This window comes from Clostridium sp. AM27-28, from assembly GCF_003480955.1.
GTDB lineage: Bacteria > Bacillota > Clostridia > Lachnospirales > Lachnospiraceae > Otoolea > Otoolea fessa.
On record NZ_QUJT01000013.1, the window covers coordinates 30,061 to 56,817 of the forward strand.

Consider the following 26,757-nt stretch of genomic DNA (forward strand, 5'->3'; position numbering starts at 1 on the left):
TAATTTTTGTGGGAGTGAATGTAAGATATGGTTTCGGATTTGCTCTGCTTCTCTCCATGATCGGAACCGCCGCCGGACATCTCTCCGGGCTTCGCTTGAAAGCCCGGCAGAGATCGCCGGCGGCGTGATTCTGATTTGTATGGGGTGAAGATTCTGGCGGAACATCTCCACTTATTTTAAAACAACCTTCTTAAAGTTCTTCTTACCTCTCTTGACAACCATTCCTTCGCCAGCGAGCTGATCCTTCGTGAAGACTGCCTTGATATCTTTTACCTGGTTTCCGTCTACAGATACGCCGCCCTGCTCGACATTTCTTCTTGCCTCGGAACGGGACGGAGCCAGACCGGATTTCTGCAGGATGGAGAGAATATCGATCTCATCACCGTTGAAATCATCCTCAGTCAGTTCGTAGGTCGGCATATTGGCTGCATTTCCGCTGGAGAACAGTGCTTTCGCTGCTGCCTGTGCCTTCTCAGCCTCTTCCTCGCCGTGTACCAGCTTGGTCAGCTCGTAAGCCAGGATCTCTTTTGCAGTATTTAACTGGCTGCCTTCCCATTTATCCATCTCATCAATCTGCTCAAGCGGCAGGAAGGTCAGCATACGCAGGCACTTTAATACATCGGCATCGGCTACGTTTCTCCAGTACTGGTAGAACTCGAACGGGGATGTCTTGTTCGGATCCAGCCATACAGCGCCGGACTGGGTCTTACCCATCTTCTTGCCCTCGGAGTTTAACAGCAGGGTGATGGTCATTGCGTGTGCGTCCTTGCCAAGCTTTCTGCGGATCAGCTCGGTACCGCCTAACATATTGCTCCACTGATCATCGCCGCCGAACTGCATGTTGCAGCCGTATTTCTGGTATAACATATAGAAGTCGTAGCTCTGCATAATCATGTAGTTGAACTCTAAGAAGCTTAAGCCTCTCTCCATTCTCTGCTTGTAGCACTCAGCGGTCAGCATACGGTTGACGCTGAAATGCGGACCAACCTCGCGCAGTAAGTTTACATAATTCAGATTCATCAGCCACTCTGCGTTGTTGACTAAGAGCGCCTTGTCATCAGAGAAATCGATGAAACGGCTCATCTGCTTTTTGAAGCAGTCGCAGTTATGCTGGATCGTCTCCGGTGTCAGCATCTGGCGCATATCCGTACGTCCGGACGGATCGCCGATCATGCCGGTGCCGCCGCCAAGTAATGCGATCGGCTTGTTGCCTGCCATCTGCAGACGTTTCATCAGGCACAGTGCCATGAAATGTCCTACATGAAGGCTGTCTGCGGTCGGGTCAAAACCGATGTAGAAAACGGCTTTTCCTTCGTTGACCAGTTTTTTGATCTCTTCTTCGTTTGTAACCTGGGCGATCAGACCTCTGGCTACTAATTCTTCGTAAATCTGCATTTTCCTGTTTACTCCTTTTTATAAAAAATAATTTTGCTTACTCGTTTTGCTTCTCCACGGGATTCCTTTTTTCAAAAATACATCCGATTCATCCTTTATTTTCTCTCCGAAAATCATTCTCAAAACAGAACAATAAAGGTACTTTGGAACGTCTGTGATTTCACAAGACACATTTTTCTATAAAATAAAAAAGCCCCGTCCTCCAAAAAGGACGGGGCAAAATTCCCGTGTTACCACCTTTGTTCGCAGACAGCTCGCGCCCATCTGCCTCTGCCGGTACCCTCTGATACCGTGACCGGATAACGTGTGTCTCTCACGTCGCAGCCTACCAAATCAACCGCCGCACATTTTCCACGCAGCCTTTTCATCGGATCCGATTTTAGATTCTTCGGTGCGAAGCTCCGGGATGTATTCGAATATCCGGTTCACGCGCGCCTCTCATCATCCGGCTGCTTTCTGTGCGCTCTCCTGCGGATCTCTACTTGTTCCCTTCATTGCCTTTGTAAGGTTATTGAGTATATTCTGTATTATAAGCGAAATTTATTATTTGTCAAGGCAATTTCTCAACTTCAAACTTCACGCTATAAAATTTTTACATTACTTTAAATTCAAGCGTAAAAAGTAGTGTACATATTTATTAAATATAATTATCATATTATTACTTTAGTCACACAGTTCCCAATCTCCCAGCCACGTATCCTTAGAATAATTATATAATCTTCTATATAATTTCCCGTTTTCAACTTTATAAACATATTTTATAACATCTGCTCTAGCTATTGAACTCGATTTTTCAACAGCCACCTCTTTCTCTTGTGCAAACGCAGTCCCTGAAAAAATACATGTCATAGCAATTATTACTGCTAAAATTCTGATCGTTTTTTTCATTTTTATTTCCTCCTAATATTAATATTCTTTAATTCATTTGGTATTTCATCCAATGTTCCTATATATGTACCATTCATATATAATTCATACCCGTTTTCTGTCTTTACAAAAAAGTTATTTTTTTGACTATATCATCTTCTTCAAAATACGGTGCATGCAACTTCAAATCAGCTACTGGTTCTATTACTATTGTACCAGACAATATAATAGCAATTAAGAAAAAGAACAACTTAATATTGACCTGTTTTTTTTGTTCTTCATTCAATATAGAAGAAATTCTAATTTTCAAAAAACTTCCATTAAAAAAAGATAGTGTTCCTCTCCTTTTTAACGCTTTTGTCCTAGACATTTTTAACAATATTTCAACATAATGAATTTTTTCTATTTCAGATAACTCATTACAAACAATTAAATCATTTCTTATTTCTAATATGTTAGAAAAATAATACCGAACTATGTATACTAACGGATTCCACCAGTATAAAAGACATAATATTTCAAAAAAACACTTTAAAAATAAATCTCTTTTAATGTAATGTCCCACTTCATGCAAGAGTACTATTTTTTTTGTTTCTTCATCTATATTCGGTATTATTATATACGGATTTTTTATACCAACAATAAATGGATCTTCTATACTATCAACTTTCAATATTGGTATTTTTTTCACTTTTTTATACTTTTTAACACGAATATACTCTATCGGTCTTATTTCTTTTATTAATTTTATAAATGATATATATGATAAACTTTTTTGCACTAAGATAAGAAAACTTCCAAGTAAACTAATCAAAAAAAGTACAGAAAAATGACTTAAAAATCCTATTTTCCCCCGCATAAAGCGACAAAGTTCTGGATATAATATTTTTATTCCTATCGTATGACTTATTCCGCAAATATCTATTGGAAAAAATAATCTTACTCCTGTTAGTACAGTGCAAAAAATAAGTAATTTTACTTCATACAAGCTATAATTTTCTTGCTTTTTCCATATATAAACCGACAAAAAACCCAATAGCAAAATTGAACTACATATTGCCGATAAAATTGATGTATATGTTATTTTCATAAAATCTCTTTTTTTCTTTTTTGAACTATACGTTCTAATTCGTCAATAACCGACTCTTCATCTACTGCTCCATTCAACAAAGCTGCTGTTATTGTATTTACAAAGGACATAGGATTTCTAGAATTTTTCATACATTTTTCTATTTTTTCTTCTATTTCTTCATCCTGAGTCTTTTTCGCTTTATATCGCCTAGCAAAAACTTTTCCAGTCTGAACTGTATCAATAACCTGAACATAACCCTTATCAAGCAATTTTCTTAACACAGTATGGACTGTTGGCGTTGTCAATTCTTTTTCAGATTCTACAATTTCTGTCACCGTCATGGGTTTTTCATACTTCCACAAAACCTGCATAACATTCATTTCTCGTTCACTTAAATAATTATTCTTCATAAAATTCCCAATCTCATAATTTATAGAAACAAAGGGAGCAACTGACGCCCCCTTTGTTTTTCACTCAAGTTCCAATACTACTAACTAATATTATCATTTCCAAGATCCACATTCCATAAATCACTCTATCTTTTTTCATTAGCTCATACCATTCAGGCGTATCTAATAATCTTGGTTTTTTAATTATATAATAATAACAAAAAATCAAAATACAAAGAAAAATTCTAACAGTTCCCACCTGATCATACCAATTTCTAATTCCCATTATGGAAGCAATTCGCTCCCCACAAAGACACAGTTCCATTAATAAAGCGGCAAACGTTGCTTCTCTTCCTTGACGGAATTCATTTGATACTCTATTCTCTTTCATTGCATCTCCCTTTTTTATTACCAATACTCATACTTGGTATAACCTGGCGTCCACCCTAATACTCCATCATTATTATAGCCATATGTATAAGATATTGTAACTTTTGCATAGTTTATGCCACCCTTTTGTGCAGCTGCTAAAACTGTTTTAGCAACAAGTGCTGCCACTGCTACCCCTGCTCCTGCTCCGCCTACCTGTCTTGCGATAAAATTAGTTATTGTCGCTAAATCTTTCATTTCTTGCAAATCAATTGTATACACAATATTTACAACGGTTCCTATAGCAGCTGTTGCTGGTAATCTTCCAGTTATACTAGATGCCCTCGAAGCACCTGTAGATCCTCCACTACCACTTTTGCTTACTTCCAATAATTCTTTAACTTCCGATCTTGAAAAACCAAAATCTTCCATTAACATATCTTCCACAACAGTTTCATCCGTTACCGAAGCATATTTATCATAAATATCTCTCAATTCATGTTGATCAATCACAACCTTTGTTGCCACTTTATCTATTGAATATGGCGGCGCTTCCGCAAATGTTGGGATTACCAATGAAGTTGACATAACTATCGACAATAAAATACTCATAATTTTTTTCATAAAACCACCTCTTAACGTTATTCACATTATTAATGAGCATCCCACATTTTTGCTGCATTGGAATCCCTCCCTTCTTTAAATTTAGTAAACAAGCTTTAATTTGATTATATATTATCATCTTTGATTATATATGTCAATATTAAAAATATATTTTCATTTCAAATATACTTTCAATCTTTTCTACACAATTAAAAACTACTCTTTCGCCAGCGCCGCGAGCCCGGAAAGAATCTCCCGCGCCTTCACAAGCATCATCTCGCAGTCCGTATGTTTCTGCCGCACATCGCGGTAATAGAACGACGGCACATCACCCGTCCTGAAGGTCAGCGTGCCCTTATATTTCTCCATCAGCGCCGGAATGCCGGAGACGTCCAGATCGGCTTTCTGGTACATCTGAATCGTGATATCCTGCTTCTTTACATCGACCTCCACGACACCCGCCTGATGAGCAAGCGCTTTTAGATCGGCGATCTTTAACAGGTTCTCCACCGAACGTGGAATCTCGCCAAAGCGGTCGATCAGCTCATCCTGCATATCCATATACTCTTCCTGGTTCTCAATACCGGAAATCCGCTTGTAAACGTCGAGTTTCTGATATTCATTGCGGATGTAGGACGGCGGAATATACGCGTCGATGTCGCAGTCCACCACCGTCTCGAAGTCCTCGGCTTCGTTCTCACCGCGAAGTGCCAGCACCGCCTCGTTTAAGAGCTTGCAGTACAGGTCATAACCGACCGCCTGCATGTGACCGTGCTGTTCCGCGCCCAGAAGATTTCCGGCGCCGCGCAGCTCCAGATCGCGCATCGCAATCTTGATACCGCTTCCCAACTCCGTAAATTCACGGATCGCCTGCAGACGTTTTTCCGCCTCCTCACGCAGCAGCTTGTCGCGCCGGTACATGAGAAACGCATACGAAGTCCGCCCGGAACGTCCGACGCGACCGCGGATCTGGTAGAGCTGCGACAGCCCCAGCCGGTCGGCGTCGTGGATGATGATCGTGTTCGCATTCGGAATGTCCAGTCCCGTCTCAATGATGGTCGTGGACACCAGAACGTCGATATTGCCCTCGACGAAATCCAGCATAATTTTTTCCAGTTCATGTTCGTGCATCTGCCCGTGGGCGAACACGACGTTTGCCTCCGGCACCAGAGCCGCCACATGGTTTGCCACCTCGTCGATGTTGTTGACACGGTTGTAGACATAATATACCTGTCCGCCCCGCGCCAGCTCCCTGTGAATCGCCTCGCGCACCATCTCGTCGTTGTACTCCATGACGTAGGTCTGAATCGGCAGGCGGTCCACCGGCGGTTCCTCCAGGACGCTCATATCCCGGATGCCAATGAGACTCATATGCAGGGTACGCGGAATCGGCGTCGCCGTCAGCGTCAGAACGTCTACATTTTCCTTTAATTTCTTGATCTTTTCCTTATGTGCCACACCGAAGCGCTGTTCCTCATCGATGATCAGAAGCCCCAGATTTTTAAAGACAACATCCTTAGAAAGGACGCGGTGCGTTCCGATCACGACATCCACCTGCCCTTTTTTCAGATCTTCCAGCGTTTTTTTCTGCTCGCCCGCCGTGCGGAAACGCGACAGCATATCGACCCGGACCGGGAAATCCTTCATTCGCTGCACAAAGGTATTGTAATGCTGCTGCGCCAGAATCGTGGTCGGCACCAGATACACGACCTGTTTGCCCTCCTGAATCGCCTTAAACGCCGCCCGGAGCGCGATCTCTGTCTTGCCATATCCAACGTCGCCGCAGATCAAGCGGTCCATGATGCGGCGGCTTTCCATATCTTTTTTTGTCGCCTCGATCGCCTCCAGCTGATCCTCCGTCTCCTCAAACGGGAACATTTCCTCAAACTCCCTCTGCCAGACCGTATCCGGTCCATACTGGTAGCCCTCGCTCCGCTGGCGAGCCGCATAAAGCTCGACGAGATCCTTTGCAATATCGCGGACCGCCCCGCGCACCTTGCTCTTCGTTTTATTCCATTCCGTTCCGCCCAGTTTATTGAGCTTCGGCGTCCTGGCATCCGATCCCGCATATTTCTGGATTCCTTCCAGGCGCGTCGCCGGAAGGTAGAGATTGCCGCCATCACGGTACTCAATCTTGATGTAATCCTTGACAACCTTGTCCTGCTCGATCTTCTCGATGCCCCGGTAAATGCCGAGTCCGTGGCTCTCATGCACCACATAATCACCGATCGAAAGCTCGGAAAAGCTCTGGATCTTCTTACCCTGGTAGGAGGTCTTTTTCTTCTTTTTCCGCCCCCGTCCGCCGCCGAACATGTCTCCCTCGGTAATCACGACGAACTTAATCAGCGGATATTCAAATCCCCGGTGCAGCTTTCCATAGGTCACCAGGATTTCGCCCGGTTTCACAGTGTTTTCGCCCTCATCCGGACAGAATGCGCTCAAATCGTACTCCCGCAGATCGCCCGCCAGACGGCTCGCGCGCGTCCGCGAACCCGCCAGCAATACCACACGGTATTTTTCTTTCTTCCAGCGCGTCAGATCGCTGATTAAAAGCTCAAATCCATTCTGATAGGAATTGACATTTTTGACGCTCAAACTGTACTTTTTCTTAACCGTCATGCCAGAGAGCTTCTGATCCAGCCCCAGCAGTAAAAGAGTCCGCGGGCGCATCGCCATCGCCAGCGTCTCCTTCGCCGAATAGAGGAAGGAAGTCTGCCCCGGAAGCAGATAGCCGCCCTCGAGACGGTGCGACATACTCTCCCGGAACTCCGTCTCGGTCGTCTCTGCTTTTTCCTTCAAGCGCAGCGGCTCATCCAGGAAAATCGTCAGCTCATCGACTGGAAAATAGTTTAAAAACGACACCGTTTCCTTGCAGAAATACCGGATATAGCTTCCCAGCCCATGCACCCGGAAGCCCTCGCGAAGCCCCTCTAAGACCTCCGAAACAGCTGAATCCATCCGGTACGCCTCTTCCGTCTTCATGGCATCCCGGAGCTTTTTCACGTATTTCCTGCGGTCTTTCTCGATCGCCTCGGTTCCATCCTGAATCTGCTCCGGCGTCAGCGCCATCTCCGTCGCCGGATAGATCACTGCCTCATCCACCTGCTCGATCGATCGCTGGCTCTCTGGGTCGAAGGTACGGATCGAATCGACCTCGTCGCCCCACAGCTCGATCCGGTACGGCACCTCCTCCGTCAGCGGGAAAATGTCAATGATACCGCCGCGCACCGAAAACTGCCCTGATCCCTCAACCTGCGCGACCTTCTCATATCCCATTTCCGCCAGGGCGTGCGTCAGCTTCCCGACCTCGACCACATCTTCTGCCCCGATCGTGAGACTCCGCTTTTTCATCCACGCAAGCGGCAGCAGATGTTCCATCAGTCCGTCGATCGTCGTGACCACCACGCCGCCGGAACTCTCCAGGATCCGCCGCATGACCTGAATCCGCTGTTTCGTCAGCAGGTTTCCGTGGATATCCGACGTATAAAACAGCAGATCCCTCGCCGGGTACAGCGAAATATCCGTATCAAAGCACCGGTAATCCTCACAGATCTCCCGCGCCCTCGAATCATCGTAGGTGACAATCAGCTTCCAGGGCGTCAGATCCGAAAGCTCGGACAGCAGATGCACCTTCTGCGAATCCAGGCATCCCGTGACAAGAAGCGGTCCCTGTCCGCGCTGTAAATCCGTCTTGAGATCCTGGAACTCGATCATCTCCTCTAACGGATTTGCAAATAAATCGCTCATTGTGTCTTGACTTCCTCCTTCCTATCCGCCTTCTGCTTCTCTAGCTTCTCCTTCTCTCCGCGCGCCGCGCCGTTAAAATGGTTCATCGCCGCCTCAACGCCCTCTGTCATCATATCCACGACTGCCGCCGCACCGTCCTTAAACGCCGTCGTCATCGTTTCGGCTTCCTCTTTCGGAAAATGTCCCAGCACATAGTCTGCCAGATCCATGCGCGCCGACTTCTCGCCCACACCGATCCGCACGCGTGGAAATTCCTGCGTTCCCAGATGGGCGATGATATTTTTGATTCCATTGTGGCCGCCCGCGCTGCCTTTTTTGCGGATCCGAATGCCGCCCGGAACCAGGCTGATATCGTCATAAATCACGATAAACTCCGATGGATCTACCTTATAATAATCCATCACCTGACGGATGCACTCGCCGCTCAGGTTCATATACGTCTGCGGCTTTACCAGAATGACCTTATTTCCCTCGATCACGCCTTTTCCGATCAGTCCCTTAAATGCTTTCTCCCGGACATCAATGTTATACTTGTCCGCCAGCGCATCCAGCGTCATAAATCCCACATTGTGGCGGGTTCCCTCATATTCTCTTCCCGGATTTCCAAGTCCTGCAATTACATACATAATTCTATTTCTCCCTCTTTTTCTATAGTATCAAAAATACCAGATTCTTCACTCATCGTCTTTCTCAAAAAGCCAAAACAGACACGACTTTAAGCGTTAAATCCTGAAACTGCCACTTTTTCAAGCTGTTTCAGGATCTAACGCACTTATTTTTCTGGATACTTTTAAAGTTACTGTTCACGGATAGGCACTTTTGGAATCGAAAGTGCCGTAAGTTTTGGAGTCGTGTAAATAAGAAGTTACTTTCCCTTCACAACCTCAACCGCCTTCTGCAGCTGATTATCCTTCTCCTCTGGAATCACGACTTCCTGCGCCGCCTCTTCATCCAGCTCCACCTCGAGATCCGGCTCGATGCCTTTTCCATGGATATCATTTCCATTCGGCGTATAATAATGGTCGGTCGTCAGCTTAATCGCGCTTCCATCCGAAAGCGGCATCAGCGTCTGCACGATACCTTTACCGAAAGTCTTCGTTCCGACGATCGTCGCCACGCCATAATCCTTCATCGCACCGGTAAATACCTCCGACGCGCTGGCGGAATTGCCATTTACCAGCACAACCATCGGGATCTCCAAGCTGTGTCCATCCTCAGCGTCGTATGTCTCCTCCGTGCCCTTCTTATTTGCCACGGTCAGGATCCGTCCGCCATCTTTCAGGATATAATCCGCCATCGAGACAACCGTCGTCACCTCGCCGCCCGGGTTGTTCCGCAGATCGATGATCAGGCGCTTCATGCCCTCGCCCTGCAGTTCCTCGATCTTGGATTTAAACTGATCGGCAGTCACACGGTCAAACTCCACAACGGAAATATATCCGATCTCTTCATCCAGCATCTTGCCTGACACCGTCTGCACATCAATCGGTCGGCGGGTCAGGGTGATATCCTTGTACTCGTCGCTATTTTCACGATAAACCGTGATCGTCAGCTGGCTGCCTTCCTCGCCCTTGACGTAATTATTGACCAGAAGCGACAGATCCATGCCAATCACCTCGGTGCCATCTACCTTATAAAGCGCATCACCCGGAAGGATGCCTGCCTCCTCGGCCGGACTGCCCTCAAAGACGCGCACGATCGTGCTGACGCCGGTCTGGACATTCTGGGATACCAGAGCACCGATGCCGCAGTAAGAACCATTTGTCTCATCCAGGAAGCTTGTCAGCTCGTCCGGCGTATAATAAACCGCATACGGATCATTTAAACCACTCAAAAAGCCCTGATAAATGCCGGCTTCCTCCTCGGATGTATCAATTTTTTCCTCAAACAGGTACTTTTTATCGATAATATCCTGTATCTGCTCCAGCTTTTTCGTGACATTCTCAAAATTGACCGGCTCCTGTGCCTGCGACGGTGTTCCCTCGGTCTGTACCTGTACCTGTGTCTGGTTATCGATCACACGGCGTCCAAACATGTAAATCCCCGCCGAAGCACCGACCGTGATCAGACACACCAGTGCTGTCACCAGCACACCGACCATCACACCGCGCCAGAATTTATTTTTACTGTCCATCTCTTATGCCTCCTGATTCCTGTCTATTCCTTCCGGATTTGTAACTGTTCAGTACCTTCACAGTCACGCGCAAAAATCCATCAAAAATTGCCTACGGCAATGGGATTTTTGCCTGCTGGTCCATGTTTTCGTACGGTCAGCGCAGTAAATGCGCAGACCTACTGAACAGTTACCCGGATTTCATCTTTTGCAGCCACCTGATACTTTCCACACTACGGACTTACATAGCTCGAAGGGTTTACATAACTTCCGTTCTTGCGGACTGCAAAATGCAGATGAGAACCTGTCGAATATCCGGTCGAACCTACCTTCGCGATCGTCTGTCCGGCTTTTACCGTATCCCCTGCCGATACCAGAAGCTGGGAACAGTGCATATACACGGTTGAAAGTCCATTTCCATGGTTGACCACAACATAATTTCCAGCCGAATAACTGTAGGTTGCAATCGAAACCGTTCCTCCGGCGGCTGCCACGATGCTGCTGCCGGTCGAAGCGCTGATATCAATGCCCTTATGGTTCGAGGACGCGCCCGCCGTCGGTGATTTACGTTTTCCGAATCCAGATGTAATGCGTCCGCTTGCAGGGCACGGCCAGCGCAGCGAAGAACTTCCCGTCGAAGTAGTAGTCGTACTGCCAGTATTCCCTTTCGCGGTCGAATTATTCGTCTTTCCCGCTGCGGCGGCTTTTCTGGCAGCTTCCTCTGCCGCTTTTTTCGCCGCCTCTTCCGCTTCCTTCTTCTTAATCTCCGCCTCCATCTGCACGATCTTGGCTTCCTGCGCCTTGATATCGTCCTCATACGCTTTCGCCTGCGCTGATTTCTCGCCGATCTGCGCGTTGACGTTCTGGAGTTCTTTATTTTTCTCATTCAGGAGAAGCTGGACCGAATCCTGCTTTGCCTCCGTCTGCGTCTTCATCTCCTGCAGCTCCGCCTTCTCCGTCTCCAGCTTTTTCTTACTGTCCGCGATGGACTCTTTCGTCGCCACATACTGGTCGAGCATCTTCCGGTCATACTCCGAAATCTTTGAAACATACTCTGCCCGGTTTAAAAGCTCCGAGAGCGAACGGGCTTCCAGAAGCAGATTTAAGTAGCTGCTGTCGCCCTTCTCATACATATATTTGATACGCATTTTCATCGAAGCATACTGCTTTTTTTCGGTTTTCTGCGCTTCTTCCAGCTTTACCGCCGTCTCATCGATGCTTTTCTGCTTGCTGGAAATATTATTTTCCAGCTTCGTGACCTGCGACTGCAGATCATTCATCTTCGTGTCCAGCTCCTTGACATAGCTCTCGGTGTTACTTTTCAGCCCCTGAAGGCTTTTGATCGCCTCCTCGGTCTTCTTTTTCTCCTGTTCCAGGGCGCTTTTCTTATCCTTGGCGCTGCTTACATCCTTTTTCGTCGCTGCCGCCACCGAGGTCAGCACTGGGGAAGACGCCAGCGCCGCCGTCACAAGGAACAGAGCCGCACGTATTTTCAATCCCTGTTTTTTCATGTTCTCATCCTTTTTACCGCAAATTTCCGCTGCCGCCGCATTCTCCTACAGCAGCCGCCAATGTTTCTTACACCTTTAAATGTCTGCGGATCGTAAAGAAACTTCCGACAAAACCGATTCCCACGCCCAGCGCCATCGCCACGGCTACCATGCTCGGGAAAATGGTCTGAATCGGGATAAATTCAATCAGGTTCGACAAGATATCAAACCGTTCCATCATATATACAACCGCCTGGCGGTACAGAAAATACGTGATCGCCAGCGGAATCAGCGCGCCAACCAGACCGATCATCACACCCTGTACAACGAACGGCGCACGGATCATGAAATTCGTCGCACCGATCAGGCGCATGATCCGGTTTTCCTCCCGTCTAAATGCAGCTGCCGTCGTGATCGTATTGCTGATAAGGAAGATAGCAACTGCCAGCAGAATAGCGATGATCACCGCCGACAAAAGTCCCAGCATCTTGTTGAAGCTCGAAAGCCCGGACGCCGTATCACTCGAATAATTGATCTTCCGGATTCCCTGCACCGTGCCAAGCCATGCAACCATGTCATCCTGCATGTCAATGTCTTTCAGATAGATCTCGTAGGACGCCGAACCGGCTAACGGGTTGTCATCCGCAAATCCTTCTGCCAGATCCTCGACTCCCTTAAAATATTCTTTCTTAAAATTCTCCCATGCCTCCTCGGCAGAAACATACTTTACTTCCTTGACCTCATCGCGGGCGCGTATCTCATCCCCGATTTTCTGTATATCGTCCTCACTCATATCTTCATTGAAAAAAACCGTGATTCCTACTGTAGATTCTGCATTCCGCACCATATACTGTACGTTGGCAATCAAGCCAAAAAACATACAGAACAGGAAAATACATGCCGAAATAATCGCCACCGACGCCAGTGAAAACCAGATATTCCGGATGATATTGCGCATGCCCTCCTTGGTGCAGTAAATCAATGTACTAATTTTCATGCCAGATACCGCCTTTTTGATCTCCCGTCAGCACGCCGCGCGTCAGCGTGATCACACGTTTTCCCATCTCTGCTACGATCTCCCGGCTGTGCGTTACCACAAGCACCGTCGTCCCGCGCCGGTTTATCTCCTCCAGAAGCTCCATGATCTCCATAGAATTATGTACATCCAGGTTTCCCGTCGGCTCGTCCGCCAGAAGTATCTCCGGCGAGTTGATCAGCGCACGGGCAATCGCAACACGCTGCTGCTCGCCGCCCGAGAGCTGGTTCGGGTATGCTTTATATTTTGAAGAAAGCCCTACCAGTCGGAGCATTTCCGGCACATTTTTCTTAATCTCACGGGGCGATACGCCGATGACCCGCTGTGCAAACGCGACATTTTCATATACTGTTTTATCCTTCAACAGACGGAAATCCTGAAACACCATTCCCAGCCGTCTGCGGTACTTCGGAATGTAGCGTCTCGGCATCTTTTCCAGATCCATATCGTTGACGATAATCTGGCCGGAAGTCGGCTCCAGCTCCTTCAAAAGAAGCTTTAAAAGCGTCGATTTGCCGGAACCGCTTCGTCCCATGATGAAAACAAACTCGCCGTCCTGAATCTGAATATTGATTCCCTTTAAGGCTTTATTCCCCGTCTTGTACGTCTTGGTGAGATTTTTAACCTCTATCATGCGTAAATCCTCTTTTTCAATTCTCCAAATGAAATTGCTGCGGCAAAGGCAATCTTCCTCCCCGCCACAGCAATTTGGATTAATAATCCAGGTTTTCCATGTATTTCATATATTTTACAACCATCAGGGCAATCTTAAATGTGATCGCATCCTCAAACACCCGCAGATCCAATCCCGTGCTCTTCTGGAGCTTATCCAGACGGTATACCAGTGTGTTGCGGTGAATGTAAAGCTGTCGGGAAGTCTCTGATACGTTCAGGCTGTTCTCGAAGAACTTGTTGATTGTCGTAAGAGTCTCCTCATCAAACTCATCCGGCGATTTGCCATCAAAAATTTCCTTGATAAACATCCGGCACAGCGGCAGCGGCAGCTGATAGATCAGACGTCCGATTCCCAGCTTGCTGTATGCGACCACATTTTTGCTGCTGTAGAAAATCTTTCCTACATCCAGCGCCATCTTCGCCTCTTTATAAGAACGCGATACGTCCTTGATCTCGTTGACGATCGTACCGAATGCCACGCTGACACGTGTCAGTGACTCGGTATTGAGCATATCTACGATCGATGTGGCTGTCTTTTCCAGATCGTCGTACGTCTCGCCCGGCTTCACTTCCTTGACTAGAATAATGTTCTTCTCATCCACTGCCGTGATAAAATCCTTCGTCTTGGTCGAGAACAGGCTGCGGACGGTCTCAAGTGCATTCACATCCTTCTCATGCTGCGTCTCAATGATAAATACGATCCGCTTGACGTTCGTCTCGATGTGCAGCTTCTTCGCACGGTTATAAATGTCAACCAGAAGCAGATTGTCAAGCAGCAGGTTCTTGATAAAATTGTCCTTGTCAAAGCGCTCCTTATAAGCTACCAGCAGGTTCTGAACCTGAAATGCCGCCATCTTGCCGACCATGTATACGTCGTCGCTTCCGCCCTTGGCAAGAAGTATATATTCTAACTGGTGATCGTCAAACACCTTGAAAAACTGATATCCCTGTATCACCTGACTGTCCGCCGGAGAGTCTACGAAAGCCAGAATTGCACTCTCATATTCCTCAGCGCCAGTAAATGTGGATGCCAGCACCTTGCCTTCCGTATCACAGATACAGAGATCGACACGCGTAATTCCTTTTAACCCCTCAATGTTTGTCTGGAGTATCTGGTTCGAAATCATATTCCTCTCTCCTTTTCTTTTATCCTCCGTCCAGCTGTGTTTCCGGGTCTTTCAACCTGTCATTCCCCAAACCCGTTTGTTACCCCTCCGGCAATCTGTGCCTGTGGACCATAACCGTTCCCTATCTGAATCTTGGACGGATCTTTCCCTTTATTTTAAAGCAAAGTGACGAAAAAAAAAAGAGGGCGGACGAAAAAAAGTGAATTTTTTCGTCATTTTGCCCTCACACGCCGGGATTTTCACAGACTGGAACTTGTTTTTCCGGCGAAATTTTCCAAATTTGCGATTCATTCTTATTTTGCTGCGATCGCTTCCATCTCCATCAGGACGCCCTTCGGAAGTTTAGATACCTCGACGCAGGAACGTGCCGGGCATGCGCCCTCGAAATATTTCGCATAGATTTCATTTACTTTTCCGAAATCATCCATGTTCTGGATAAATACGGTGGTCTTTACAACCTGCTCCATGGAAGCACCTGCTGCCGCCAGAAGATTCTTTACATTGGTTAAAACCTGCTCTGCCTGAGCCTCGATTCCCTCCGGGATCTCACCGGTTGCCGGATTGACCGGAATCTGACCGGATGCAAATACCATTCCATTTACCTCGATTGCCTGGGAATACGGGCCGATCGCTGCCGGTGCATTGGTTGTGCTGATTACTTTCTTCATGTCAAATCTCTCCTTTGTCTTTTATTTTAAACGGATAGAATCTTCGTTTACCTCTACTTTTCCTTCTTTTAAAAGGTGTCCAACCGCACGCTTGAACGCGTTTTTGCTTAGATTAAATTCGCGGCGGATAATCTCCGGCTCCACGCGGTCATTGAACGGCAGAACGCCGTTTTTTTCTTTCAGACGTGCCAGCACCGCCTCGGCATCCGCATTCATCTGACGGTACGCCACCTCGCGCAGGCTCAAATCCATTTTTCCATCCTCGCGCACCTTCGTCACGCGTACCTTTAAAACCTCGCCCAGACGGCATTTTCCATACAGCTCACGGTTCGGAATCAGACCGAAATAGCGGTCTGCCACTGCCACGAACACGCCCAAATTTTCATTGATCTCATAGACGCGTCCCTCGGTCCACTCGTCCTTCTTGTACGGCGCATCACTGCAAAGATACGAATATACCTTCATCGTCGCCGCCAGACGACCGCTCTTATCGATATACAGCGCTACCAGGCACTCTTCCCCGGCGCGAACCGGATATACCTGCTCTTTAAACGGGAGCAGCAGATCTTTTTCCAGCCCCATATCGAGAAAGGCGCCGATCTTCGATACATCCTTGACCTTCAAAACCGCTGTCCCGCCCAGTTCCAGCTTCGGCATCGAAGTCGTCGCAATCAGGCGGTCCTCGGAATCTTTATAAATAAATACCTTGAGCTTATCGCCCACTTTTGTGCCCTCCGGCACCTGTTTCTTCGGAAGCAGGACCGCCGCCGCGTCATCTTTCTTCTGTCCCAGATACACGCCGAAGTTTTTCTCCCGCACTACCATCAGTTCCTGTACTCTTCCCAGTTCAATCATGTCATTCGTCCTCTCTTTTCTGCCGATCTCTTTTTTTATTTAACGGTTGCATTTTTCATTCACTGGCAGACAATCCACGCCGAATCTTTCTTCGGCTGCAATGATTCAGTTTCTTCACTGCTACATACAAACTCTTTACAAACCAGTCTTTGCCAGCCACAAATTCGCATACACCTGACCTTCCGCATCCTGCAGCGATACCACGTATCCTTCCGGCACCTGCGCCAGCTTCGGGTACATCACATTCCCAAGCACTGCCGCCTTCCGGTACTCCACCCGCAGTTCTCCGAGTACAAAGTCCACAGGCAGCAATTCACGCGCAATCGCCACATACTGTGCATTGTTCACGTGCCGGTTCGTATCGAGATGATGGCGTTCCACCGTGACCGGCGCCGCCGTCTCATACGTCTCAGGCAGGCGGATTTTCTTCGGCGCTGGCGGCATTGCAAGCGGTTTATCTTCAATCTGGTAGCCCTCCAACTGGCTTTCCGGCACCCGCACCGGGCATCCTTTTTCCAGATCGTAGTAAAACCAGGTCGAATCCGCCCGCACCAGCGGGTTTCCCATCTCATCCTCGATCGTGAAATTCCGGTAGCCATAGATTCCCTTAAACCCATAGGGCCAGGTCGAAATACGGATTCGCTCGCCAAAATGCGGCTGTCTGAGAATCTCTATCTGCCATCCGCTCAGCCACCACGCCCGTTTTTCCTCATTCAGATAGGAAATCCCGAGTTTCAGATCCTCCGACTGGAACGTCGAACAATCCTGAAGATAATTCATGATTCCCACTACAGAAAGATTTCCCTCTTCATCCGTCTCACTGTACCGAACCCGGCTGTCAAATGTATACATATCGCTCTCTTTTCCTTTCCGGCTTCCGGCTCCCCGCACCATCTTAGCGCATCCGCCATCTGCCGTTTCGTCCTATACTGCCTTAACATTCTGTCATGAAACTCATTATATCCGATTCGAACCACGTTGTCTACTTACAGACCCAGAATATTGCAGAATTTGCCGGACGCATGGCGCGGTTTCTGCCACAGCAGCCGCCCAAACAAAAAAAATTATCAAAAAAGCGAAAAAAGTAGTTGACGAATCTGTTTCCTTACAGTATAATACAAATCGTTCAATTCATTGGGCTATCGCCAAATGGTAAGGCAACGGACTCTGACTCCGTCATTTTCAAGGTTCGAATCCTTGTAGCCCAGCTAAAAAGCATTTGTTTGCCAAAGACGGCATGACAAGTGCTTTTTTGTATTATGGAAACTCCCTCTGAAATGTTCCATAATACAACATTTTTCAACTCAATAAACCTCCATATGTTTGCGAGAAAACAAGAAAAGAACCCCCGCTCCGGTCATCCCTCACAGCCGGCGGCAGGGGTTCTTTTCTATTTCCAAATATTCTTAATAAATGTATAGATCAGCCAAATCAGAAGAATCGGTCCCGCCAGATGAATCAGGATGGTGAAAATACCTCCGACCAGTGCAAACAGCACAAATAAGATCGCGATAACCACCACGCTGAGAATTACCTTCCAGTACCATTTGTTCAAATCAATGTAATGGAAGTTCGGCGGCAGACCGCTGTCGTCCCGCTCCGAAAAACCGCCGTTGTAGGAGGACGCTGTGCGCCCGCTCCCGGCAGCCTCTCCCGAAGTGTACGAACCGCCCTGGCCGGTCTCCCCGGCGCCCTCGCTGCTGTCGATAATGGTTTTCGCAATCAGGCGTGGGCTGCCGATCTCCTCGATCACTTCTTCCTCCCTGCGCCCTTTCGCCGCCTCCTGGCGGATATACTGATCGTAATAGCTTATGTTGCTCTGGATGACTGAAGCCGAAACCTCTCCGTCCAGCGCCTCCCGAAGCTCCTGTAAAAACTCTGTCTTTCTCATCTTGTCTCCTTATTCCTCAAACCGTCCCGTTTCTCCCGTTTCACCCAGCCGAAAGAAACAAGCTTCCAGTTCCCGTCCCTTTCAACTGCCTCAGCGCACGCGCTCTTTCAAAAGTCCGCTCCGGTACGCTTTCAAGAGCTCTTTCAGATCCTCGATGCGGCCCGCCAGCTCCTTGCCCTCGTCGGTATCCGCCACTGTGATGCGCTTCTGCATTTTCTCCACAATATATACCTTCGGCGTCCGCTCGCGCTCCGGGTCAAATGGCTTGTGTTCCGCAAGCGCGAGATGGTGCGAATTGAAAATCAACGTATATCCGGCGATTCCCGTCCGCTCCTGGTAGGCTTTCGACAGCCCGCCGTCAATGATGAAGAGCATGCCGCCAGCCCGGATCGGTGTCTCTCCACTCTTAATCTTCACCGGCATATGCCCGTTGATGATATGCGATCCCTTCGTCGGAAGCCCAAATTCCTTCAAAATCATATCGCAGGTCTCTTCTTCCTCACTGAGCTGGTAATACGGGTTCATCGTCTCTCTCATCACTTCCGGATCCTCGATGAAATAATGCTCAAAGCTGCGGTTTTTGTCCTTTCCAAATACCGGCGATTTCGCACCATTCCACAGATACCACATAAAATCGCGGCACGCCTCCTTCTCCGGCGCGTCCTCTGGAAGAAAATAGGCATTTTTAACCTGTGTGTCAATAAAATCCATCAATTCCTTACCGCGGTACATCTTGCCGCCCACCATCAGACCGTCAAATTCCCGATTCTCCGTCATCGGGATACAGCCGTGATAGAGCAGGTTGGAATTGCAGCATTTATACATGCTTCCGTTGGAATATAGGAAACGGACATGCTCATGCAGCCGCGCATTGTGGCGGAACGACAGCTCCAGCGTGTGAAGCAGCTCTTCCTCTTCGTCCGTCAGCCGCAGCGGATCCGCCGGATCCACCGTCGGGAAATTCATGTCGCGCATCGGATACTCTTTTCCATCGATCGTGACCGTGCCGCGGTCATAACGAATCGCTGACAGAAGTATCCGCTCTTCCATCCCGTACTCCGGATGGCGCTTGATGATCTGCCCCTCTTCCTTATACTGTAACACCGCGATCGCCTTGTGCATCTTCGCCGCCAGCTTCGGATCCACTGCGTCGTAAATATTTTTGTCAAGAATCTGCGGCAGAAAACAGGTACACGGATCGTCCCGGTACACGCGCTCCGCAAACATCGACAGCGGGCGCAGGTTAATTCCGTAGCCGTCCTCCAATACATCAAATCCATTGTAACCGAGCGCCATACGCAAAACATTGCAGATACACGCCCGGTTGCCCGTCGCCGCGCCCATCCACGAAATATCATGATTTCCCCACTGGATATCCACATCATGGAAATGCATCAGTTCCTCCAGAATGATATCTGGTCTCGGACCACGGTCAAATATATCGCCCAGGATATGAAGATTATCGATCGTCAGACTCCGGATCAGGCTGCAGATCGCGACAATAAAGCTGTCCGCCACCCGGACGTCAATCAGGGTATTGATGAGTTCACTGTAATACTCCGTCTTATTGTCATCGGTATTATCGACATATAAAAGCTCATCGATCACACCCGAAAATTCCTTCGGCATCTTTTTTCTCACCTTGGAACGGGTGTATTTCGACGAAACCTTCCGGCAAATCTGCACCAGACGGTACACCGCCGTCTTCTGCCAGTCCTCCGTGTATTCGTTCGCCTGTTTGATCTGATTGATCATTTTTTCCGGATAATAGATAAGGTTCGCCAGCCGTACCTCGTCCTCCTCCGAAATAATATGTCCAAATGTCTCGCGGATTTTCTCCCGGATAATACCCGACGAACTGCGGAGCAGATAAATAAACGCCTCATGCTCACCGTGCAGGTCACTGAAAAAATATTCCGTGCCCTTCGGAAGTCCACAGATTGCCTGTAAATTAATAATATCACTCGCCGCCGCCCGGATATTCGGATACTCCCGCGAAAGCAGCTTCAAATATGCTAAATCCCTCATGTTATCAGCTCCCAAACTGCGCTGTCTGCCCGGATATTATCGTGACTCGTTATCGTCGCGCTCGCTTTGGGTAAACAGCACATTATCTACATTACATTTGCCTTTTTGATAGATTTATAGTAGCATAGATTCAGATCAGGGTCAAAATATATTTTCGGCACTTTCGGTTCCAAAAGTGCCTACTCGTGAACAGAAACATATTTTTGTTACTGCACACGCATACGTGCCCAGTAACGGAATTTGCCGTGGCTTCGCATTTCAATACGGCAAATTCCTGCTGCCATTACGTTTTCTTACGGCACTTTCGGTTCCAAAAGTGCCTACCCGTGAACAGAAACATATTTTTGTTACTGCACACGCATACGTGCCCAGTAACGGAATTTGCCGTGGCTTCGCATTTCAATACGGCAAATTCCTGCTGCCATTACGTTTTCTTACGGCACTTTCGGTTCCAAAAGTGCCTACCCGTGAACAGAAACATATTTTTGTTACTGCACACGCATACGTGCCCAGTAACGGAATTTGCCGTGGCTTCGCATTTCAATACGGCAAATTCCTGCTGCCATTACGTTTTCTTACGGCACTTTCGGTTCCAAAAGTGCCTACCCGTGAACAGAAACATATTTTTGTTACTGCACACGCATACGTGCCCAGTAACGGAATTTGCCGTGGCTTCGCATTTCAATACGGCAAATTCCTGCTGCCATTACGTTTTCTTACGGCACTTTCGGTTCCAAAAGTGCCTACCCGTGAACAGAAACATATTTTTGTTACTGCACACGCATACGTGCCCAGTAACGGAATTTGCCGTGGCTTCGCATTTCAATACGGCAAATTCCTGCTGCCATTACGTTTTCTTACGGCACTTTCGGTTCCAAAAGTGCCTACCCGTGAACAGAAACATATTTCATAAATACAGGAGGAACATTCATGACGCAACCACACACTCTCTACGTGTTTGGCACCGGCAACGCCACGATGACACGTTATTATAATACCTGCTTCGCCATCCGCTCCGGCGAGGAATATTTCATGACAGACGCCGGCGGCGGCAATGGCATCCTGCGGATTCTGGAAGAAATGCAGGTTCCATTAAACCGCATCCACCATCTCTTCGTGACACACGAACACACCGACCACATTCTCGGCGTGATCTGGATGATCCGGATGATTGGCACTGCCATCAAAAAGGGAAATTATGAGGGAATTTTTCATATTTACTGCCACGACGGGCTGATCGACACGATTCAGACCTTCTGCCGCCTGACACTCCAGAAGAAATTCTGCGACCTGATCGGCGATCCGATCCAGCTCATCCCGGTTTCTGACCGCGAAACCCGGCAGATTCTCGATATGGAGGTCACCTTCTTTGACATTCATTCGACCAAGGCGCGCCAGTTCGGCTTCCGCGCTGTGCTGCCGGACGGCAAGATCGTCTGCTGCCCGGGCGACGAACCGCTGAACCCGCTCTGCGAAGAATTTGCCAAAGGCGCCGACTGGCTTTTCCACGAAGCCTTCTGCCTCTACCGCGACCGGGAAATCTTCTCCCCTTATGAAAAACACCACAGCACCGTCAAAGATGCCTGCGAACTCGCCGAACGCCTCGGTGCGCGGCATTTGATTCTGTGGCACACTGAAGATAAGACTTATCCGGAACGCGCTGCTTTGTACCGCGCTGAAGGGGAAGCCTATTATCATGGGGATTTGCTGGTACCGGAGGATGGGAATGTGATAGAGCTGTGATTGTATCTTGCAGCTCTACCTCTTCCTCAAATGATAATACGTCATCGTCGCCGACGCCAGCAGCGTCTCCTTATCATCATAAATCTTGCATTCGCACACCGAAAATGCATAACCATTCTGTATTTCCTGCGCCCGGGCGATGATTTTGGATGTGTTTTTTCCAGCTTTCAGATAATGGATCGTGCCATCCACGGTCGGGACTGCGTAGTCGCGCCCGGTCATCGCTGCGGTGCCGCCCACGGTATCCGCCAATGAATACAGGACGCCGCCGTGCACGATACCTAAGATATTCATATGCCACGGTTTCAATACAATCTCTCCAACTGCATAGCCCGGGCGTGCCTCGGTAATCTCCATCTCGATTTTCTTCCGGAAATCATTGGCTGCATCCGTCTCCTGTCCGCGCTTCTCCCAGACTTCTGAGAATGAGCCGGACGGCTTTTTCTTTTCTTCCTTCTTTTCCATTTCATGTACCTCCTTGTATATATGATTTACTCTCTTTTTTATTTCTCTGCAGGTCATCTATTATTTTCTTCTATTTTTTCTATCACTTTTCTCTCTGATATAATCTGTTTGTATAATCTGTTTGCCTGAATCAGCCCATCCTTTTTCCTCGCCTCAAACGCTTTTTCTCATAATTTTTCCAAAGATGGACTCATACTTTCTCCCATCCTCTCATACAATCTTATCAGATTGCAAAAATGTTATTGTTCACGCATACGTGCCCAGTAACGGAATTTGCCGTGGCTTCGCATTTAAATACTATCGCACAGGAGGGATCTGTCTTGAAACGAAGTTCTGTTATCATTGCACTGGAAATCTGCGCCATTGCGGCGCTCTTTGTCAGCTGGTCCTTCCAGCGTCCAAACAGCCGTCAGGTCACGGCCGGGAATGCGTCGGAACATTTTATCCGCTGGGTGGATTTCGATGTGACCGCCGACGCCATGACACAGGCGTTCCGCTATGATGTTGATACCTGCCAGCAGGATCTCCATCTGAACTGGGTCGATCTGCTCGCTTACCTGGGGGCGCGCTACGGGGGCGATTTTTCACATTATCAGGCGTCCGATATGACGGAAGCTGCCGAACAGCTCCAAAATGGCGTTACAGTGGAAGAATTGACGAAAAATATGACCTCTTTTGCCTATTATCGTGAGGCTTACGGCGCGGTTCTGGATGGAATGGTCGGACTGTATGAAATTGAGATTCCGAAATCGGAAGCACCGGCTTTTGCACTGGCGGACGCGCAGATACAGGAGGGGGATCCGGCTGCCAATACTTCCTACGCAACGACACCACCACCAACAACAGCAACAACAACAGCAACCACAACTGGTACAGACACAATCGACTCAGCCAGTCAAGCTTCACCAGAAACTTCAGCCTCATCCAACACACAAACTTCTCTCGAAACCCCAGCCCCCACTCTCTCCGATCCCGACGCTGTCCCCCTGACTCCCTCCGGTGAGGAAAAAGTCTGGGTTACCAAATATGGTCTGAAAGCGTTTCTCCCACTGGCGAAAAACTTTCCCTACAGCCACTATGACGATTTCGGTGTCTCCCGCAGCTACGGTTACCGGAGACGGCATCTCGGGCATGATATGATGGGGCAGACGGGAACGCCTGTGATTGCTGTGGAATCCGGGCGCGTCGAGGCGCTCGGCTGGAACCAGTACGGCGGCTGGCGCATCGGCATCCGCAGCTTTGACGGGAAACGATACTACTATTATGCACATTTACGCAAAGACTACCCCTACCAGTCAAACCTGAAAGAGGGCAGTCTCGTCACCGCCGGGGACGTGATCGGTTATCTCGGGCACACCGGCTACAGCAGCACTGAAAACACCAACAACATCGCTGAACCGCACCTGCATTTCGGATTGCAGCTCATTTTTGACGAATCCCAGAAAGAAGGAAACAACGAAATCTGGATTGACTGCTATGAACTGATCCGTTTTCTGGCGATGAACCGCTCCGAAACTGTCAAAAAAGATGGCACTAAGGAGTGGACGCGTGTTTATGAAATGAAAGATCCTAGTATCGATCAATTTTCCACCCCATGACAAGGTTTTCTTACCAAGTCAATCCTGTCGCTTAATATAACCCGCCACTGACAGTTTCTCACCAATATATACATATAATTATCAAGTTAAAAAGCCATGCAGAGATTCTTCAATAAAAACATTCTGCAATCCATAAAAATACAGCCGGAAAAGGTGCACCCAAAACCGCACTTTCTCCGGCTGTTTTCAATAAAACTTATTATTTGATCACGCGCACGCGCATCATACCCTGAATAGCTTTCAGCTTCTCAATCGTCGCCGCGTCTGCCTTGGTCTCCAGATCAACCAGCGTATAAGCGTATTTATCACGGCTCTTGTTCGTCATGTTTGCGATGTTCATGTCAGTCGATGCCAGGATCGAGGAAATCTGTCCGATCATGTTCGGCACGTTCTTATGAAGAAGTGCAAGACGACCTACGGTTGTGCACACGCCCATATCGCAATTCGGGAAGTTGACGGAATTCTTGATATTACCATTGTCCAGGTAATCCATCAGCTCTTTGACTGCCATCACGGCACAATTATCCTCGGATTCTTCTGTGGATGCGCCCAGATGTGGGGTTGCGATGACGTTCGGCATCTGCATTACTTTTGCATTCGGGAAATCGGTGATATAGCGTTTTACACGACCGGAAGCCAGCGCCTCTGCCATATCGTCGTCATTTACCAGAAGGTCACGCGCAAAGTTTAAGATAACCACGCCGTCCTTCATCTGTCCCAGGCTGTCTTTGTTGATCATCTGGCGGGTGCTGTCAAGCAGCGGTACATGAACGGTGATGTAATCGCATTCCTGATAGATCGTATCAACCGATGTGATGTGCTTTACGTCTCTGGAAAGCATCCACGCTGCCTTGACAGAAATAAACGGATCATAGCCGTATACTTCCATGCCAAGCGCTGCAGCTGCGTTTGCAACCTCTGCGCCGATGGCGCCCAGTCCGATAACACCAAGCTTTTTGCCGCGGATCTCATGACCGGCAAATTTCTTTTTCGCCTTCTCCATATCTTTGGAGATATTTTCATTGTCCTTCTGCTCCTTGCACCAGTCGATGCCGCCGACTACGTCTCTGGCTCCCAGCAGCATGCCAGCCAGCACCAGCTCTTTGACACCGTTTGCATTGGCGCCCGGTGTATTGAATACGACAACACCAGCCTCCGCACACTTGTCAAGCGGAATGTTGTTGACGCCCGCTCCGGCACGTGCAACAGCACGCAGTCCCTTCGGAAGTTCCAGATCATGCATGGCAGCACTGCGGACCAGAATGCCCTCTGCCTCCGCCAGGTTGTCAGTCATCTCATAATTTTCGGTCAGTAAACCGGTTCCCAGCTTGGAAATCGGGTTCAGGCAATGGATTTTTCTCATTTTTTAACTCTCTTTTCTTTCAAAATTTCAAATCTTCCCATACGCGGGCTGTTTTTGTTTTAAAAAGTCCACTGCTGCAGCAGAAAGGAACGGATTCCCCCTCCCTTTCGCCGCAGCAATGGCATAAATTTTAAAATTGATTAATTTGTATGTTTTTTCTCAAATTCGCGCATGAAAGCAACTAATTTCTCAACGCCCTCGATCGGCATTGCATTGTAGATGCTGGCACGCATACCGCCGACGGTACGGTGACCTTTTAAGTTCACAAAACCTGCCTCTTTGGCTTCCTTGACAAACAGGGCATCCAGATCTGCATCGCCGGTGACGAACGGTACGTTCATCAGGGAACGGTCTTTTTTCTCAACGGTTCCCTTGAAGAGCTTGCTCTCATCGAGGAAATCGTAAAGGATCTTCGCCTTCTTCTCGTTGCGCTCCTTCATGGCACTTAAACCGCCCATTTTCTTGAGCCATTTAAATACCTTGCCGCACATATAGATGGTGTATGTAGGCGGTGTGTTGTACAGAGAGTCATTGTCTGCGTATGTTTTGTAGCGCAGCATGGTTGGTGTTCCCGGAAGAACATCCTCAGTGATCAGATCCTCGCGGATGATGACGATCGCCATACCAGCCGGACCTACGTTCTTCTGGACACCGCCCCAGAGAATACCAAACTTACTCACATCCAGCGGCTCTGACAGGAAACAGGAGGAGATGTCTGCTACCAGTGTCTTGCCCTTGGTGTTCGGAAGCTCGTGGTATACGGTTCCGTAAATAGTGTTATTTAAGCAGATATACACGTAATCTGCGTCCTCATCCACTGGAAGGTCCGAACAATCCGGGATGTAGGAAAAGGTCTTGTCAGCGCTGGATGCAATCGCGTTGGCGGTACCAAACATCTTTGCCTCCTGATATGCTTTCTTTGCCCACTGTCCGGTGATGATGTAATCCCCCACCTTATTTTTGAACAGGTTCATCGGAACCATGGCGAACTGCATATTGCCGCCGCCCTGTACGAATAATACTTTGTAATTGTCCGGAATCTGCATCAATTCGCGCAGATCCTTCTCTGCATCATCAATGATGGCCTGGAAATCCTTGGAGCGGTGGCTCATCTCCATGACGGACATGCCGCTGCCCTGGTAATCCAGCATCTCTGCCGCTGCCTCTCTCAGTACCTCCTCCGGAAGTACTGCCGGACCTGCCGAAAAGTTATAGACTCTGCTCATAATAAATCTCCTCCTGTCTTACACAAAAATGTGATAA

The 26,757-nt window shown here is 48.2% G+C and carries 24 protein-coding genes and 1 tRNA gene; 4 read left to right on the forward strand and 21 right to left on the reverse strand.

The window, feature by feature from the left end:
• Positions 1 to 171: 171 nt before the first annotated feature.
• The 16 genes from tyrS to DW720_RS13400 all read right to left on the reverse strand — a co-directional run bounded on the left by tyrS (position 172) and on the right by DW720_RS13400 (position 17,258).
• Positions 172 to 1,395: a tyrosine--tRNA ligase gene (gene tyrS, locus DW720_RS13325; protein ID WP_107001489.1), complete on the reverse strand. Its 1,224-nt coding sequence runs from the start codon at positions 1,393 to 1,395 to the stop codon at positions 172 to 174.
• Positions 1,396 to 2,058: 663 nt separating this feature from the next.
• Positions 2,059 to 2,283, reverse strand: a complete 225-nt coding sequence (locus DW720_RS13330) for a hypothetical protein (RefSeq protein WP_107001488.1) — start codon at positions 2,281 to 2,283, stop codon at positions 2,059 to 2,061.
• A 103-nt stretch (positions 2,284 to 2,386) separates the two neighbouring features.
• Entirely contained in the window at positions 2,387 to 3,352 is a 966-nt protein-coding gene (locus DW720_RS13335; RefSeq protein ID WP_118742960.1) for a M56 family metallopeptidase, read from the reverse strand.
• On the reverse strand, positions 3,349 to 3,744 hold the full coding sequence (locus tag DW720_RS13340) for a BlaI/MecI/CopY family transcriptional regulator (RefSeq protein ID WP_107001486.1): 396 nt from the start codon (positions 3,742 to 3,744) through the stop codon (positions 3,349 to 3,351). The genes DW720_RS13335 and DW720_RS13340 overlap by 4 nt, the downstream gene beginning before the upstream one ends.
• 64 nt (positions 3,745 to 3,808) lie before the next feature.
• Positions 3,809 to 4,114 (reverse strand): hypothetical protein, encoded by a 306-nt coding sequence (locus tag DW720_RS13345; RefSeq protein WP_107001485.1) that lies wholly within the window; start codon positions 4,112 to 4,114, stop codon positions 3,809 to 3,811.
• Between the two features lie 17 nt (positions 4,115 to 4,131).
• Positions 4,132 to 4,716 (reverse strand): hypothetical protein, encoded by a 585-nt coding sequence (locus DW720_RS13350; RefSeq protein WP_107001484.1) that lies wholly within the window; start codon positions 4,714 to 4,716, stop codon positions 4,132 to 4,134.
• A 195-nt stretch (positions 4,717 to 4,911) separates the two neighbouring features.
• Positions 4,912 to 8,442, reverse strand: a complete 3,531-nt coding sequence (mfd, locus tag DW720_RS13355; RefSeq protein WP_118742959.1) for a transcription-repair coupling factor — start codon at positions 8,440 to 8,442, stop codon at positions 4,912 to 4,914.
• Positions 8,439 to 9,068 carry an aminoacyl-tRNA hydrolase gene (gene pth / locus DW720_RS13360; protein WP_118742958.1) on the reverse strand — a complete coding sequence of 210 codons (630 nt, stop codon included), beginning with the start codon at positions 9,066 to 9,068 and terminating at the stop codon, positions 8,439 to 8,441. The genes mfd and pth overlap by 4 nt, the downstream gene beginning before the upstream one ends.
• Positions 9,069 to 9,307: 239 nt before the next feature.
• Positions 9,308 to 10,576, reverse strand: coding sequence for a S41 family peptidase (locus tag DW720_RS13365; protein ID WP_118742957.1), 1,269 nt, complete (start codon positions 10,574 to 10,576; stop codon positions 9,308 to 9,310).
• Positions 10,577 to 10,788: 212 nt separating this feature from the next.
• Entirely contained in the window at positions 10,789 to 12,066 is a 1,278-nt protein-coding gene (locus DW720_RS13370; protein ID WP_118638589.1) for a M23 family metallopeptidase, read from the reverse strand.
• 67 nt (positions 12,067 to 12,133) lie between these two features.
• Positions 12,134 to 13,042: a permease-like cell division protein FtsX gene (ftsX, locus tag DW720_RS13375; protein WP_022359886.1), complete on the reverse strand. Its 909-nt coding sequence runs from the start codon at positions 13,040 to 13,042 to the stop codon at positions 12,134 to 12,136.
• Positions 13,032 to 13,715, reverse strand: coding sequence for a cell division ATP-binding protein FtsE (ftsE, locus tag DW720_RS13380; protein ID WP_022359885.1), 684 nt, complete (start codon positions 13,713 to 13,715; stop codon positions 13,032 to 13,034). Before ftsE ends, ftsX begins: the two co-directional genes overlap by 11 nt.
• Before the next feature lie 79 nt (positions 13,716 to 13,794).
• The gene (locus DW720_RS13385; RefSeq protein ID WP_107001479.1) at positions 13,795 to 14,883 is read right to left on the reverse strand and encodes a helix-turn-helix domain-containing protein; all 1,089 of its coding nucleotides are present in this window, start codon (positions 14,881 to 14,883) and stop codon (positions 13,795 to 13,797) included.
• A 293-nt stretch (positions 14,884 to 15,176) separates the two neighbouring features.
• A complete protein-coding gene (locus tag DW720_RS13390) occupies positions 15,177 to 15,551 on the reverse strand; it encodes a RidA family protein (RefSeq protein ID WP_118293414.1) in 375 nt (124 codons plus the stop codon).
• Positions 15,552 to 15,572: 21 nt separating this feature from the next.
• Positions 15,573 to 16,406, reverse strand: a complete 834-nt coding sequence (locus DW720_RS13395) for a S1-like domain-containing RNA-binding protein (RefSeq protein WP_022359882.1) — start codon at positions 16,404 to 16,406, stop codon at positions 15,573 to 15,575.
• A 135-nt stretch (positions 16,407 to 16,541) separates the two neighbouring features.
• Positions 16,542 to 17,258, reverse strand: a complete 717-nt coding sequence (locus DW720_RS13400) for an acyl-ACP thioesterase domain-containing protein (protein WP_118749753.1) — start codon at positions 17,256 to 17,258, stop codon at positions 16,542 to 16,544.
• Positions 17,259 to 17,541: 283 nt separating this feature from the next.
• Here DW720_RS13400 and DW720_RS13405 point away from each other — a divergent pair.
• Positions 17,542 to 17,614: transfer RNA gene (locus tag DW720_RS13405), tRNA-Gln, on the forward strand.
• A 182-nt stretch (positions 17,615 to 17,796) separates the two neighbouring features.
• On the opposite strand, the gene DW720_RS13410 is transcribed toward DW720_RS13405, so the two are convergent.
• Positions 17,797 to 18,297: a DUF1700 domain-containing protein gene (locus DW720_RS13410; protein ID WP_118749738.1), complete on the reverse strand. Its 501-nt coding sequence runs from the start codon at positions 18,295 to 18,297 to the stop codon at positions 17,797 to 17,799.
• A 90-nt stretch (positions 18,298 to 18,387) separates the two neighbouring features.
• Positions 18,388 to 20,325, reverse strand: coding sequence for a fructose-1,6-bisphosphatase (locus tag DW720_RS13415; RefSeq protein ID WP_118749739.1), 1,938 nt, complete (start codon positions 20,323 to 20,325; stop codon positions 18,388 to 18,390).
• 223 nt (positions 20,326 to 20,548) lie between these two features.
• Here DW720_RS13415 and DW720_RS15620 point away from each other — a divergent pair, with 223 nt between their 5' ends.
• The gene (locus DW720_RS15620) at positions 20,549 to 21,238 is read left to right on the forward strand and encodes a hypothetical protein (RefSeq protein WP_147355515.1); all 690 of its coding nucleotides are present in this window, start codon (positions 20,549 to 20,551) and stop codon (positions 21,236 to 21,238) included.
• A gap of 17 nt (positions 21,239 to 21,255) precedes the next feature.
• On the forward strand, positions 21,256 to 22,068 hold the full coding sequence (locus DW720_RS13420) for an MBL fold metallo-hydrolase (protein ID WP_117796024.1): 813 nt from the start codon (positions 21,256 to 21,258) through the stop codon (positions 22,066 to 22,068).
• Positions 22,069 to 22,083: 15 nt separating this feature from the next.
• Here the strand turns inward: DW720_RS13420 and DW720_RS13425 are convergent, their stop codons facing one another.
• A complete protein-coding gene (locus tag DW720_RS13425; protein ID WP_181357243.1) occupies positions 22,084 to 22,533 on the reverse strand; it encodes a PaaI family thioesterase in 450 nt (149 codons plus the stop codon).
• 320 nt (positions 22,534 to 22,853) lie between these two features.
• Here DW720_RS13425 and DW720_RS16040 point away from each other — a divergent pair, with 320 nt between their 5' ends.
• Entirely contained in the window at positions 22,854 to 24,131 is a 1,278-nt protein-coding gene (locus DW720_RS16040) for a M23 family metallopeptidase (RefSeq protein ID WP_347560726.1), read from the forward strand.
• A gap of 199 nt (positions 24,132 to 24,330) precedes the next feature.
• Here DW720_RS16040 and DW720_RS13440 read toward each other — a convergent pair whose 3' ends face one another.
• Together DW720_RS13440 and serC are read right to left on the reverse strand one after the other, a co-directional pair.
• On the reverse strand, positions 24,331 to 25,494 hold the full coding sequence (locus tag DW720_RS13440; RefSeq protein ID WP_022359875.1) for a phosphoglycerate dehydrogenase: 1,164 nt from the start codon (positions 25,492 to 25,494) through the stop codon (positions 24,331 to 24,333).
• 140 nt (positions 25,495 to 25,634) lie between these two features.
• Positions 25,635 to 26,720 (reverse strand): 3-phosphoserine/phosphohydroxythreonine transaminase, encoded by a 1,086-nt coding sequence (serC, locus tag DW720_RS13445; RefSeq protein WP_107001472.1) that lies wholly within the window; start codon positions 26,718 to 26,720, stop codon positions 25,635 to 25,637.
• Positions 26,721 to 26,757 lie beyond the last annotated feature (37 nt).

What these genes read in the sequence shown, in the direction of transcription:
- tyrS (WP_107001489.1), bottom strand. Translation starts at nt 1,395, where the DNA reads ATGCAGATTTACGAAGAATTAGTAGCCAGAGGTCTGATCGCCCAGGTT.
- DW720_RS13330 (WP_107001488.1), bottom strand. Translation starts at nt 2,283, where the DNA reads ATGAAAAAAACGATCAGAATTTTAGCAGTAATAATTGCTATGACATGT.
- DW720_RS13335 (WP_118742960.1), bottom strand. Translation starts at nt 3,352, where the DNA reads ATGAAAATAACATATACATCAATTTTATCGGCAATATGTAGTTCAATT.
- DW720_RS13340 (WP_107001486.1), bottom strand. Translation starts at nt 3,744, where the DNA reads ATGAAGAATAATTATTTAAGTGAACGAGAAATGAATGTTATGCAGGTT.
- DW720_RS13345 (WP_107001485.1), bottom strand. Translation starts at nt 4,114, where the DNA reads ATGAAAGAGAATAGAGTATCAAATGAATTCCGTCAAGGAAGAGAAGCA.
- DW720_RS13350 (WP_107001484.1), bottom strand. Translation starts at nt 4,716, where the DNA reads ATGAAAAAAATTATGAGTATTTTATTGTCGATAGTTATGTCAACTTCA.
- mfd (WP_118742959.1), bottom strand. Translation starts at nt 8,442, where the DNA reads ATGAGCGATTTATTTGCAAATCCGTTAGAGGAGATGATCGAGTTCCAG.
- pth (WP_118742958.1), bottom strand. Translation starts at nt 9,068, where the DNA reads ATGTATGTAATTGCAGGACTTGGAAATCCGGGAAGAGAATATGAGGGA.
- DW720_RS13365 (WP_118742957.1), bottom strand. Translation starts at nt 10,576, where the DNA reads ATGGACAGTAAAAATAAATTCTGGCGCGGTGTGATGGTCGGTGTGCTG.
- DW720_RS13370 (WP_118638589.1), bottom strand. Translation starts at nt 12,066, where the DNA reads ATGAAAAAACAGGGATTGAAAATACGTGCGGCTCTGTTCCTTGTGACG.
- ftsX (WP_022359886.1), bottom strand. Translation starts at nt 13,042, where the DNA reads ATGAAAATTAGTACATTGATTTACTGCACCAAGGAGGGCATGCGCAAT.
- ftsE (WP_022359885.1), bottom strand. Translation starts at nt 13,715, where the DNA reads ATGATAGAGGTTAAAAATCTCACCAAGACGTACAAGACGGGGAATAAA.
- DW720_RS13385 (WP_107001479.1), bottom strand. Translation starts at nt 14,883, where the DNA reads ATGATTTCGAACCAGATACTCCAGACAAACATTGAGGGGTTAAAAGGA.
- DW720_RS13390 (WP_118293414.1), bottom strand. Translation starts at nt 15,551, where the DNA reads ATGAAGAAAGTAATCAGCACAACCAATGCACCGGCAGCGATCGGCCCG.
- DW720_RS13395 (WP_022359882.1), bottom strand. Translation starts at nt 16,406, where the DNA reads ATGATTGAACTGGGAAGAGTACAGGAACTGATGGTAGTGCGGGAGAAA.
- DW720_RS13400 (WP_118749753.1), bottom strand. Translation starts at nt 17,258, where the DNA reads ATGTATACATTTGACAGCCGGGTTCGGTACAGTGAGACGGATGAAGAG.
- DW720_RS13410 (WP_118749738.1), bottom strand. Translation starts at nt 18,297, where the DNA reads ATGAGAAAGACAGAGTTTTTACAGGAGCTTCGGGAGGCGCTGGACGGA.
- DW720_RS13415 (WP_118749739.1), bottom strand. Translation starts at nt 20,325, where the DNA reads ATGAGGGATTTAGCATATTTGAAGCTGCTTTCGCGGGAGTATCCGAAT.
- DW720_RS13420 (WP_117796024.1), top strand. Translation starts at nt 21,256, where the DNA reads ATGACGCAACCACACACTCTCTACGTGTTTGGCACCGGCAACGCCACG.
- DW720_RS13425 (WP_181357243.1), bottom strand. Translation starts at nt 22,533, where the DNA reads ATGGAAAAGAAGGAAGAAAAGAAAAAGCCGTCCGGCTCATTCTCAGAA.
- DW720_RS13440 (WP_022359875.1), bottom strand. Translation starts at nt 25,494, where the DNA reads ATGAGAAAAATCCATTGCCTGAACCCGATTTCCAAGCTGGGAACCGGT.
- serC (WP_107001472.1), bottom strand. Translation starts at nt 26,720, where the DNA reads ATGAGCAGAGTCTATAACTTTTCGGCAGGTCCGGCAGTACTTCCGGAG.